Raw genomic sequence first — 12,896 nt, forward strand, 5'->3', positions numbered from 1 at the left:
ATTTTTGGCAAATACCTAAATTCTTCGACTCACGGAGAGAACGCTTAATCATTGATGTGCTACACAAATCTTAATGTAGTTTACTTATCGTTCAATCTCACCGTAAATGGTATCAATAGTGTTTAAGTGTTTATCTAACCACGCAAACACATCTAAAAAGTTTGTGTTTTGTTACACGTATTACACTATGGAGTACTTTCATCATATACCTCCAACCATCACTATTTCTCATTTACGAGAGTTGTTAATTTCAAAATCCCAAGCCTGGTAGTCAACAAAACCAATGATTGTCAGTGAAGCTAGAGAAGTACATTTACTTCCTTAACTTAGGTTTAAGCCTTTAATTAATTCAGTCAACCACTAGGATCGGCTAAACACTAAATTAATAGTGATTTACTTGGATAAATATTTAGATTGTTGCAACTAATTTTTATTTACCCTTGATTACACTAACGAGAATTAGTAGCTTTAGCAATAGGATAGTTATAGATAATCCATATCAAAACAAAGTAGATTATTAGATTAACTTATTGCACATTTTTTATATCTTTAGATAGATGATAAAAGATTTATTGATTTTAATGTATCTCAAAAGAGATATCTAACTTTTGTATAGGGCTACATCAATTTCGTCCTACTTGGAGCAAATTCGTAATTAAGGAAGCTATTTTGGCTTTTTGAAATACTTGCTGGAAAAGTAAGTTTAGCTACTAAATACTATCTCTGATTATGTGTCAAGCAAATACCTGGTTTAAGAATAATTTTTGCTTGGCACCCATACTAAATAAAAAAAATTATTAATTATCTTGTGTCTTGCATCACTTCATAATATGATTCAACTAACTTAAATCTAAATAACAATTATTTTCAGTTCTCGTTAATTGTGTCTTTAGGTACAACCAAGTAGTGTGATTGAGTGTAAGCGGATAAGTAATGAAGTTAGATAAATTTTTTCAAAGCCTGCTGCTGACAGGTGTTATTGCTATCTTTATAAGCATTCCTGCTAAAGGTGAGGAAGTACAAGAGGATATTCAAGGCAGACCTTCTACCGAGACAGTAGGGAAATCTGCATTAGATGAGAAGGTTGCAGCTAAAGATAAAGAATTTGCGATCGCCAAATCTCCTGTTAATCTCCTTCGTTCCAGGAAACCCCGACTCAAACAGTCTCAAAGTGCAAGTTCACCGCAAAGAGTAAAGTCGGATGAAGCCAGTAAAAACATTACCCAACTGAGCGAAATCGAAATTCCCGCTACTAGCGCTCAAAAACTCGTACAGGCACCAACACCGACCAACCCCCCTAATCCAGAACAAACAAGTGGGGATCAAGTTGTACCAATTACGGGAGTTAAAGCAATTCCCACAGACAAAGGTGTGGAGGTAATTTTAGAGACGACTCTTGGGGAACAACTGCCAGTTACAAATCGCAGTACGGGTAATAATTTTATTGCAGATGTATCTGGCGGGCAATTGCGTTTACCATCGGGTGAAGCTTTTACGTTTCGTTCGGAGAAACCAATTCCGGGAATCACTGAGATCGTAGTGACAAATGTTGATGCGAATACTGTCCGAGTAACAGTGGTGGGTGAGAAAGCTTTGCCCGCAGTAGAGTTATTTGATGATAATGCAGGTCTGGTTTTCGGTATAACTTCTACGGCAACGGCGACACAACCACCACCGCAGCAACCCCAAACACCACAAGCTGAAGAAGAGCCAAGTGAGACACCGCCAACAGAAGCAGCGCAGGAGGATGAGCCGATTGAGTTGGTGGTGACAGGAGAGCAAGATGCGTATAACGTGCCAGATGCGTCAACTGCCACTAGAACTGACACACCGATACGCGACATTCCCCAATCGATTCAGGTCGTGCCGCAACAGGTTCTAGAAGACCGCAACGTGAGAACTGTAAATGAGGCGCTGGAAACAGTCAGTGGCGTAGCTTCTGGTCCTAGGCTCTATGGTGGTGCGCCGCTTACATTCAAAATCATCAGAGGATTTGACCAGACAAGTTCAGGCGTTGTCAATTTCCGAAATGGCTTTCCGGATGGTGATTTCTACACCCTGTCACCCATTGGGACGATCGAGCGAGTGGAAGTTCTCAAAGGGCCCGGCTCAGTTTTGTTTGGAGCTGGGGAACCTGGCGGGATTGTTAACACGATCACAAAACAACCCCTGAGTGAACCCTATTACAGGCTCGGGTTTGAGGCAGGAAATTATGGATTTTATCAACCCAGCATCGATTTATCAGGGCCTTTGAATACCGATAAAACTGTGCTTTATCGGTTTATTGCTAGCTATCAAGGTTCAAGCGATTTTCAAGGCTTTGCTGACACAAGAGTGACGACGATCGCACCCTCAATTACCTTGAAGTTGGGAGATCGTACAAATCTGGATCTGTACTATGAGTACACTAACCTTTTTGCCGACCCTGCTGCTGGTCTTTCTACTGCTGTGTTTCTGAGCGATGGTAGTTTAACACCCCGGGACTTTGCCACTTACTATCCTAGTTTACAGTCGGTCGATGCCACCTCTCAAAAATTTGGCTACATCCTAAACCACGAGTTTAGTGATAACTGGAAGCTTCGGAATAATGTTGCTATAAGTCTTACTCGTTTTGAAGAGGATGGAGCTACGGGTTTTACACTAACAGACGACCGCTTTTTGGAAGGATTCGATGTTTTCAGAGCTGAGTATCACAGAAACAACTATTTTGGACAGATCGACTTGCTTGGGAAGTTTAATACCGGATCGATTTTACATCAAGTCTTAGCGGGTTTTGATTTCAACTACTTTAGCAATGTTGGCGATCGCATCAGTGCCGATACAGATCTGCCTCCTCTAGATATCCGCGATCCAGATTACGATATCTCAAGACCCACATTTTCAACACGTAATACATTCTCTGACTTTGATTTCGTGAGGCGATCCTACGGTGTTTATCTCCAGGATCAGATCGCTTTCACTGATAATCTGAAATTCCTGCTCGGCGGTCGCTATGATTGGCTTTCAACTGATTTTGAAGCAGATGTCAATACAGGCGGAGACGTAGTTGTCTTTCCGACACAGAATGATGAGGCATTCAGTCCCCGTGTTGGCTTAGTGTATCAGCCCAGCAAAGAGGTTTCTCTCTATGCTAGCTACACTCGATCATTTGCCTCTGTCTCTGGATTTGATAACGTAGATCCGGATGTCAGATTTGACCCGACGAGGGGAACTCAATATGAAGTCGGCGTTAAAACCGACTTTCTAGACGGCAGGCTTTCAGCAACGTTAGCAGCCTACCAACTCACCAAGACAAACGTTCTCACAACCGTTGTCACAGACGATCCAGCTAACCCTGTACGTTCCATTCAAACCGGGGAGCAACGGAGTCGAGGAATTGAGTTAGATGTTACAGGTGAGATTTTGCCTGGATGGAAGGTGACTGCTGCCTACGCCTATACCAATGCAGAAGTCACTGAAGATGAAACTTTTCCGGTTGGCAATCGATTGCCAAACGTACCAGAAAATCAAGCCAGTCTCTGGACAACCTATGAGATTCAGAATGGCGATTTGAAAGGTTTGGGATTTGGTTTGGGGCTGTTTTATGTGGGTGCGCGCCAAGGAGATTTGGATAATTCGTTTGAACTAGACGATTACTTCCGTACCGATGCGGCGCTTTACTACCAGAGAGATGGTTTGAAGGCGGCGATTAATATGCGTAATGTATTTGATATAGACGCTGCCGCATTTGCCTACAGCAGCACATATGTTCAAAGAACCGAACCCTTTACAATCATTGGTTCTATCAGTTGGGAGTTTTAACTGGCTTTGTGGTTGATCGTCGATTGAATAATCTGCCTGAATAATGTGCTACAACACAGTGTAATTTTGTGAACTACCTCAAAACTCAGTGATGAGAAACCCAATGCATCGATTGATAAAGCCATTTCTTTTAATGGCTTTTTCCTTCCTTTTAATTACAGCTTGCTACAGTCCAGTTACCCAAAAATCTGATATTTCAAAAAAACAATTAGCCACTTCTGAGTGTCGAGTAATTCAACACAAATTAGGTGAAACCTGTGTTCCCTATAAACCACAGCGTATTATTGCATTAGAGGACGCCTGGATAGTAGATCCCTTATTGGCTCTTGGTATCAAACCAGTGGGTACAGTAACCTTTGCCAAACAAGTAAATGTAAATTTTCGTGGTTTATCTGCTGATGAGCTTGCAGGAATTGAGATAGTTGGGAATGGAGGTCAACCTTCTCTAGAGAAAATTCTTAGGCTCAAACCGGATTTAATTTTGTCATTCAACGATCCCTTTGATAGTAACAATTACAAACTGTTATCACAAATTGCTCCCACAGTACCTATAGATTTTAACAGAGTCAGACATTCTTTTAAGGACAACCTTCGATTCATTGCTCAACTAGTAGGTCGGGAAGAAAAAGCAGAAAAAATTCTCCTTCAATATCAAGAGCGAATTAAAGAATTACAGAATATATTAGCGGATAATAATCTAGAGAAAGCGAAAGTTTCTATTATTGAATATTTGGGAGGTAATTCTTTTGAATTGCAAAGAGGTGACATAATATATTTTCAGATTTTTAGCGATCTTGGCTTAGACATGCCGCATAGACCTCTAAATCCTGATGATTCTGCCTTATTTAATATTGAAGTTATTAATAGATATGATGCCGATATTCTATTTTTTGTGAGTTTAAATAGCAACAAAGAAAAGTTATTATCTCATTGGAATGGCATTTTATCCTCACTAAAAGCAGTCAAAAATAAGCGAGCGTATATAGTAGATCCAAATTTATGGTGGGTATATGGCCCTTTAGGAGTAAATAGACTATTAGACGAGCTTCCTAAATATTTGCTAGAAAGCGCATGAAATTTCTATTCTCATGAAAAAACACGCAGAATTTCACAATAGCTAACTTTCACCAGTCTGCAAATCTTGCCGTTAATCTTCCGAAAAAAGTTCTTTACGTGTTTGTGGTTCTGTCTCCAACGATTCTGATTGTAACAGAGAGCGTGATTTGGTGGTATCGTAAAAAAGAAGATTATTTGGTCAAAACTGAAAGCTGTGTAGAATAACCAACTATACAAAGTAAATTGAAATGCTGAAGAAACTATTGGTGTTGATCGAGTCATGGATAAGCTCTACAAATACCTCGTCAACACACCCTAACTCTATACCCAAACCCACCCTCTTTGTCTGCAAATCCTGCCACCGCTCCTCCGAAGAACGGCCAAAAAATCAACCCGCCGACGGCTCTATTTTACTTGACAAACTCAACAGTTTATGCGGCGAAAAATTTATCTCTGACGAACTTGAAATTAAACCTGTTAAATGCCTCTGGGCATGTAGTCAAGGCTGTGTTGTAGCTGTATCAAGTCACGATAAACCTACCTATTTGTTCGTTAATCTTCCTCCAGAAGAAAGCCCAACAGCGTTACTTGAATTCATGCAATTGTATATCAAAAGTCGTAAAGGCAGTGTAGCTTGGAAACGACTTCCTGAACTTTTACAGTCTGCTATTTTCGCGCAAATTCCACTTGTAAGTAAGTAGCCATTATCAACTATGTACACCAAAGCAGATAAAAATTAAAAGGGACTCCGGTCTTGGCTTCTAGCCATTCCGGAGGACATGGCGTCCGAGATGGTGAATCCACTCCCCGTCTTGGCTTGGTGCCAGAGGGGGAAGTGGTGAACCCAGAGGGGGGACTGGCGTAGACGCCCGTCAGGGCGGTGAGCAGCGCAGTCTTGGGGAGGCGCGGGTGCGGAACCTGCGTCCGCACATAGACCGCCGTGGTTCCCCCCATGAGCGACTGGTGAACCCGTAGACGCGCACAGCGCGGCTTCTCGTAGAGTAGGGTGATTAGGGACTGGGTACTGGGGAATTATTCCGCACCTAGGGCGAGGGATGGGGACTCCTTGCCACGACCACATTAAAAGTAAACTTTGTATTTTTTAGTCTACATTTGGGATTGCTGAGCGAGATTATGAAAATTCATACAGAGACGCAAAATTCGCAGATAATTTCTTTGTGCTTTGTACATGCATAACTCGCTGCTCACAAACAGTATCACATAATCATTAACTAACCGAAGTTTGTTGGAAATTACAGTATACAGAGATTTAATTCCTCGACCAGAGATAAACATTAAATAATGTCACAACAACCAACTCCTACCAGCCTGCGAAATTTCCTCATCATCTGGCTTGGTCAACTAGTTTCTGCCATTGGCAGCCAAATGACTACCATTGCTCTGGAAATTTGGGCATGGGAAGTTACAGGCAAAGCAACTACTCTCGCTTTGGTAGGTTTCTTTGGCTTGCTTCCCAGCATTCTGATTACCCCGATTAGCGGTGTAATTGTAGACCGTTTTAACCGGAAATTATTGATGATGCTAGGTGACACAGTTGCTGTCTTGACAACAATTGTTCTCCTATTTTTATATATCAACAAATACTTACAAATTTGGCATTTTTATGTAGCAGCCGCTTTTGTAGGCACTTTCAGCCAATTTCAGTATCTTGCATACTCAGCATCAATATCATTAATGATTCCCAAACAGCACTACACCCGCGCCAGCAGTCTCGATTTTTTGTCACATCATAGTGCGATTATTATTGCTCCCGCTTTGGCAGGATATCTCTATAAAGTAATAGGTTTATTTGGTATTTTGTTAATTGATATTTCCACTTTTTTAGTCGCAATTTTTACTATTTTTTTAGTTCAGATTCCCCAAATACTGCAAACCGAAGAAAACCAAAAGCAAGATACTTTTTGGCAAGATTTGAGGTATGGTTTACGTTACTTGAGCGCTCAAAAAAGTCTCCTCAATCTGTTATTAGCGAATTTATTATTTTTCTTTGCCCACGATCTCGGAGATTCATTGTACGTTCCGATGATTCTCTCACGCACAGGTAACAATACTTTAGTGCTGGGTAACTTAATCATAGCAGCAGGATTTGGCGGTGTAATGGGAGCATTAATTATTAATAAATGGGGAGGTTTTAAAAACAAAATTAAAGGCGTTTTCCTGGGAATAATAGGTGTTGGTTTAACTAAAATAGTATTTGGTTTGGGTCGAACTATGTGGGTGTGGATTCCTCCACAATTTTTGTGTTCATTGAGTTTTACTGTCAGTGGTAGTTCGGATAATGCGATTTGGTTAGCAAAGGTTGCTCCTAATGTACAAGGACGAGTTTTTGCAGCGCGATCGCTACTTTTACAATTAGCTTCAGCAGTAGCAGTTTTGATTGCAGGGCCCTTAGCAGATAATGTGTTTGTACCTGCGTTTCGTGAAGGGGGTAGCCTTGTAGGTATTTTAGGAGGAATATTTGGGACTGGTACTGGTGCAGGAATAGCAATGCTGTACGTGATCTGTGCAGTGTGTATGTTTTTGGTAGGGTTAGGTGGGCTTAGCGTGCGATCGCTGCGAAATTTAGAAAAAAATACACCTGACTATGATGAGGTTGAGGTTTAGCAGGCATTGCATAAAAGTAGCAAATAAATGTATGAAATACCCCTGGCTAGCAAAGTTTGAGCCAGGGGTTTCTACATCCCCCGGACTAGCCTGAGATTTTTGACGCTTCTTTTGACCTAGTTGCTTCATACTTCCCGTAGTTTTGCGGGTGCGTGAAGTAGAGCTAGAGCCATCTGCGTCTACGAGGCTCGTTCCAAACCCCGGTAGTTGGTTTGAGTACCAAAGTATTACAGGGTAAGAGCATCTCAATCAGGCTTGACACGCTGATTTTATTGCTATCAATGCCGTGCTTTCCGGCGTCAAAGAAATTCGCGCTGCCATAGAACAAGCTCAAAACAGGCGCAAGTTTCACAACCAAAGAACAATTCTGTTTGTAGATGAAGTCCACCGTTTTAATAAATCCCAGCAAGATGCACTGCTGCCGTGGGTAGAAAATGGTACGGTGATTTTAATTGGGGCGACAACAGAGAATCCTTACTTTGAAGTTAACAAAGCACTAGTCAGCCGCTCGCGGATTTTCCAACTCAAGCCACTCAACGATGAGGATTTGTACGGCATAGCCCAGCGGCGCTGACTGACAGCGAGCGCGGTTACGGTAAAAAGCAAGTGCAAATTGAAGCGGATGCTCTGGCACATTTAGTTAATGTTGCCAACGGTGATGCTCGTTCACTGCTCAATGCTTTGGAGTTGGCAGTAGAGACAACACCACCCGATGGTGCAGGTGTAGTTCGCGTCACCCTCGCAGTCGCAGAAGAATCAATTCAGCAGCGTGCAGTTCTCTTGGTGCCGCGAGTGCCAAAGTATGGAGATGTATTGTGCGATTCGTTAGCTAGAAATAAGCAGAAATGCTTAGGGATTAGCTACAAGGTGGAAACCTTGATAACTGAATGACAATGTAGGCGAGAATCCTACCCTCCAGGTGCAGGAGTGAAAGCACTTCCCCCAGGTTTGCGACTAGCCATCAAAGCCTGAAGCGGGGATGAAAGGTGGCTCTATACAGTAGCCTTAACTGGTATCCATCGAGCAAAGTGTCCATGAGTAAAAGCTTCGGCTTAAAGATACGCCCGAACCATCGTAATCGATAAGTGGCAAAACAAGGCTGATATGCCACACCAAAAGGTAAAGGATAAAGAGGTTGGCAACTAATACTTTGACCAACATGCACTCTCAATAAACCCGGTGGAAAGTATCACTCTAAAGACATACAGAATTGTCATTCGGAACGAAGTAACCCCATATTTACTCTCTGAGGGGTCGATACTCAGAGTAGGTGCTAACCGGATGTGATATGGGGGGAGATTGGGTAAGAAGCGAATGATTAACTGTAATGGTTAATATATGCTGACGTACCCACGGTGGTTTGAATGGAAAAGTCCTAAAACGGAGTACATCAGGGCAAACGCATCTAAATTGGGGCAGTCGTACTGAGTCTACAGCTATGGGTAAAGTAGTACAAAGATAGGGAGTTAAAACTTTGGTAAAATAAGTGTGCAGAAACTTCCTTGAGTGCTATGGAAGTGGTTAAAAACTACAAGCAAAAGCGTGTTAGACCAGTGTACGCGGCATAATATACAGTTATGCCGCGTGGATTGTTGGTAAAGAGGTGTTTTCAAATTTATCTGTGAGGCGCATTTGTTTAACTGTCCACTCTCGCGCGAGAAAGCTGACCGTCTTGTAAAGCAACTTGCCATTGCTGATGATAGTTGTGTCCTAGATGTTGGTTGCGGTGAAGGGGAGTTTTTAATTCAAATTGCGGAGCGATATAAAATTAGTGGGATTGGACTTGACAGCAATCCAGAATGTATCGCGCTAGCCAATGAAAAAGCACGCTTGCGAGTTCCAGACGAAAATTTGTCCTTTGTTTGCCAAGATGCGCGATCGTTTAATTGGGAAGCACATAAAGTAGACTTAATCATTTGCATTGGCTGAGAATTTATTTTGGGTGGTTATCGTCAAACGCTCCAATATTGCTCTGATGTTTTGAGTGATGCAGGAAGATTGCTAGTTGGCACAATTTTTTGGAAAAAGGAGCCGACCGCACAATATTTGGAGTTGATGGCAGGGGAGAATCCACACGTAGACTACTTAACGACTGTGGATATCGCGATTGAGGAGGGATTCATCCCGCTTTATCTGTGTCGGAGCAGTGAGGATGAGTGGGATGATTTTGAGGGTAGACACGCTTATAAGCGCTATCTTGCTGCAATGCAAAGTGATGACCAGATAGCGTTTAAGCGGATACACGACTGGCAACGCGGGTATTTAAAGTGGGGGCATCAGACAATGGGTTTTGGTTTCTTTTTGCTTGAGAAACATGCTCACTAAGCGATCGTGCTTTTGGGACTCAGTGGTATTCTCAAAAAATATTAATTCTTCACGTTTATAGAAGCACCATTCCCAGCAAGGCGAATGAAACTTAAACCAAAAATTACAATTGCAGAATTTTTTAATGATATTGATGACCCAAGGGTAGAACGTACAAAGTTACACAAATTAACAGACATGATCGCAATTGCAATTTGTGCTATGATTTGTGGTGCAGAAACTTGGGAGGATATTGAAATAGAGGCGCGATGCTAAATATGAATGGTTAAAACAATTTTTAGAACTTAAAAATGGAATTCCTTCTCACGATACATTTGCGCATGTGTTTGCACGTATTCATCCAGAACAATTCCAACAATGTTTTATAAATTGGGTTCAATCGGTTAATCAATTAACTTCGGGTGAACTAATTTCTATTGATGGAAAAACACTACGTAGTTCTGACGATACTTCAAACGATCAAGCTGCTATTCATATGGTTAACGCTTGGGTAGTATCTCAAAGATTAGTTTTAGGGCAAGTTAAAGTTGATGAGAAATCAAACGAAATAACTGCCATTCCTGAATTACTAAAACTTTTATGTTTAAAGGGTTGTATTCTAACTATAGATGCAATGGGATGCCAAAAAGATATTGTTAAACAAATTGTTGACCAAGGAGGAGATTACATAATTACCTTAAAAAAGAACCAAAAAAATTTATATTCAAGGGTAGAGAGCTTATTTGAAGAAGCTATCAAAGCACGATTTCAAGGATTTGAGGATAGCGAAATACGTGCAACCCAACATAGTCATGGTCGTAACGAAACCAGACTTTGCACCGTGTTAACTAATGTTCAAGCTCTTATAGACCCTGAAGGTAATTGGGAAAATTTTCATTCAGTAGGCATGATCAATTTCATGCGAACAGAAAATGGAAAAACTAAACTTGAAACTCGTTATTTTATTAGCAGCCTATCTCAAAATGCTGAATTATTCGCCCAAGCCATACGTGGACACTGGAACATAGAAAATCAACTCCATTGGGTATTAGATGTTGCATTTCACTCTTGATGATTCTCGAATTAGGAAGGATAATGCACCTCAGAACTTTGCCATCCTAAGACAGATTGCGTTAAATCTTTTCAATCAAGAAAAAACTCTCAAAACTGGAGTAAAACGTAAACGTAATAAAGCCGGATGGGAGAATGAATATTTAGAAAAAGTTTTATCTGGAATCTCCAGATTATAGATTTGTATACATTAGTCACTTTTTTCAGATTGACAGATTGATGTTTGTAGCCAACATACATCTGTTTTATACAGTAGTTTTAATGTTTTGGTTGTTTCATTACCTTTTTTTATATCTATTTAAAGTAACTCAAGGTCTTTCTAATTAAAAATAGCGATCGCATTATTGGGAAGGTGATTTTGTAAGCCTTCAACTCAAACATTTTTGGTTTGTGAAAATTAGATGCGTTTGCCCTGGGAATAGAGCTGTTGCAACGACGATTTATCCTGGCTAGTTAGGTAGTGAATATACGATTTTTGTTCCTGCTTTGAATCCATCATCGCAGTTGTATGGAGAGCAAACCTAACAAATTGATTATTTTGCAATCCCATATTGCGATCGCATTTATAGCTAGCTTGGTACATCCTCTGTTGATGCCTCACCCCAACCAGGATCACCAAAAGTTGGGAAGAACCCAAACAGCGTGAAACCCGACATCACGGGACCTCCCCAATTACGCAGACAACGGGGGGCTTGAGCGCGAGCGTTTCCGACCGAACACCCGTGAAGCCCGCTGCCGTCAGACAGGCCGCGATCTCGCGGCCCGCAGCCACCGTTGTTTCCGTCGTCGCGCCGGGGCATCGTGGCTGGGAGACAATAGCGATCCGTCCTCCGGGCCGCATGAGGCTATGAAGCTCTTTCAGCCGCTCGCCTGGATCGTGCCACATGCCCATGTTGTTCACGGCCAAGACCTTGTCAAACGTCTCCTCAAACGCCGGAAGGTGCTCGGCCGAACCGCAACGCAGAACCACGCGGCCCGCGCGTACGGCGTCCGCGTTGCGCCTGGTCGCTTGCCGGACCATGACTTCCGAGTGATCGACGCCACACACAAGGCCGTGCGTCGCCCGGCGGCTCAGCTCCCGAATCGCGATCCCCGGCCCGAAGCCGATCTCAAGGACGCGGTCGGTTGGCTCCACCCCGAGCAGTCCGACTGCCCACACGTTACGCTTACGGTTCGACGACCGCAGTGCCATCTCCCACCCGACGAGCCAGCCTGCAAACCCACGGGGTCGCATAAACTGAGACCGGATCGCCATTACCAGTGTCTGTTTCATGTCCATCACCTCAGTCAACTCCATTTTGAAAGCCTTTCGCCCTTGGAGCCTAGCGGCGTGTGCGGCCGATGCCGCGGCGCATCAGGTAGAGTGCGATTGGAACGAGGGGAATTGGGAGGAAATAGCTAAGTGCGAGCGCTAGCGCGGGCTGTTCGCTCCATCCCGCACCTATCGCCGAAAAGACAAAGGCGGTGGGCACGCTGCCCAGCATCAGAGCGACGAAGACTTCGCGGACGCGCATTCCTCCTAAGCCCGACACGAGAACGACGGCTTCCGGAATACTGTACGGAAGGCTGCTCGTGAGAACGATTGCCCACATCCCCCCATGCTCGAAGAGGCTCTCTACCTTCTTGAGGGATCGGTCGCCGACTAACCGCACCACTAGCCGACGACCATACCTGCGGGCGACGGCGTAACCGAGAAGTCCACCAGTGACCAAGCCGATGCTACCGATTATGCCGCCGCCAATCACACCATAGATGATGCCGAGCGCAGCGATTACTGCCGTCTGCGGAACTGGCAAGACCAGGTCGGCCCATAGGGCCGCGATGCCAGGTGCCCATGCCCACATGTGGTACTGACGCAGATCCAGGACTACACCGTTGACTTCCTCGACTGTCGGCATCCGCGCCGTGCATGAGACGAGGCACAGGGCAAGGAGTGTCCAGAGAAGGAGGCACGGCCACCTAGCCCTCCGTGTCTGAGCACATCCCGAGTAGACATGATTTAGCTCTTTTGCAATTGTTGTCATATTGCCTCTTGCTCT

At 43.3% G+C, this 12,896-nt stretch carries 11 protein-coding genes and 1 pseudogene; 10 read left to right on the plus strand and 2 right to left on the minus strand.

Annotation, left to right across the window (positions count from 1 at the left end):
- Positions 1-933 precede the first annotated feature (933 nt).
- From FIS9605_RS0132470 to FIS9605_RS45775, 10 genes and pseudogenes are all read left to right on the plus strand, one after another.
- Entirely contained in the window at positions 934-3,801 is a 2,868-nt protein-coding gene (locus tag FIS9605_RS0132470; protein ID WP_026736232.1) for a TonB-dependent siderophore receptor, read from the plus strand.
- Between the two features lie 91 nt (positions 3,802-3,892).
- Entirely contained in the window at positions 3,893-4,876 is a 984-nt protein-coding gene (locus FIS9605_RS0132475; protein WP_026736233.1) for an ABC transporter substrate-binding protein, read from the plus strand.
- Positions 4,877-5,180: 304 nt separating this feature from the next.
- The gene (locus tag FIS9605_RS0132480; RefSeq protein WP_026736234.1) at positions 5,181-5,558 is read left to right on the plus strand and encodes a DUF1636 family protein; all 378 of its coding nucleotides are present in this window, start codon (positions 5,181-5,183) and stop codon (positions 5,556-5,558) included.
- A 601-nt stretch (positions 5,559-6,159) separates the two neighbouring features.
- On the plus strand, positions 6,160-7,482 hold the full coding sequence (locus tag FIS9605_RS0132485) for an MFS transporter (protein WP_026736235.1): 1,323 nt from the start codon (positions 6,160-6,162) through the stop codon (positions 7,480-7,482).
- 286 nt (positions 7,483-7,768) lie between these two features.
- The gene (locus tag FIS9605_RS45765) at positions 7,769-8,056 is read left to right on the plus strand and encodes an AAA family ATPase (protein WP_026736236.1); all 288 of its coding nucleotides are present in this window, start codon (positions 7,769-7,771) and stop codon (positions 8,054-8,056) included.
- A 32-nt stretch (positions 8,057-8,088) separates the two neighbouring features.
- Positions 8,089-8,373 (plus strand): hypothetical protein, encoded by a 285-nt coding sequence (locus FIS9605_RS45770; RefSeq protein ID WP_026736237.1) that lies wholly within the window; start codon positions 8,089-8,091, stop codon positions 8,371-8,373.
- A 741-nt stretch (positions 8,374-9,114) separates the two neighbouring features.
- Entirely contained in the window at positions 9,115-9,411 is a 297-nt protein-coding gene (locus FIS9605_RS0132500) for an SAM-dependent methyltransferase (protein ID WP_026736238.1), read from the plus strand.
- Between the two features lie 9 nt (positions 9,412-9,420).
- Entirely contained in the window at positions 9,421-9,807 is a 387-nt protein-coding gene (locus FIS9605_RS0132505; protein WP_026736239.1) for a hypothetical protein, read from the plus strand.
- 84 nt (positions 9,808-9,891) lie between these two features.
- Positions 9,892-11,036: pseudogene (locus tag FIS9605_RS39145) on the plus strand (ISAs1 family transposase).
- Between the two features lie 329 nt (positions 11,037-11,365).
- Positions 11,366-11,503, plus strand: coding sequence for a hypothetical protein (locus tag FIS9605_RS45775; RefSeq protein WP_231510554.1), 138 nt, complete (start codon positions 11,366-11,368; stop codon positions 11,501-11,503).
- 9 nt (positions 11,504-11,512) lie between these two features.
- Here the strand turns inward: FIS9605_RS45775 and FIS9605_RS0132520 are convergent, their stop codons facing one another.
- Together FIS9605_RS0132520 and FIS9605_RS0132525 are read right to left on the minus strand one after the other, a co-directional pair.
- Positions 11,513-12,130, minus strand: a complete 618-nt coding sequence (locus tag FIS9605_RS0132520) for a class I SAM-dependent methyltransferase (RefSeq protein WP_026736240.1) — start codon at positions 12,128-12,130, stop codon at positions 11,513-11,515.
- Between the two features lie 49 nt (positions 12,131-12,179).
- Positions 12,180-12,755: a VTT domain-containing protein gene (locus tag FIS9605_RS0132525; protein WP_197036224.1), complete on the minus strand. Its 576-nt coding sequence runs from the start codon at positions 12,753-12,755 to the stop codon at positions 12,180-12,182.
- Positions 12,756-12,896 lie beyond the last annotated feature (141 nt).

The sequence above is a fragment of the Fischerella sp. PCC 9605 genome (assembly GCF_000517105.1).
Classification (GTDB): Bacteria; Cyanobacteriota; Cyanobacteriia; order Cyanobacteriales; family Nostocaceae; genus PCC9605.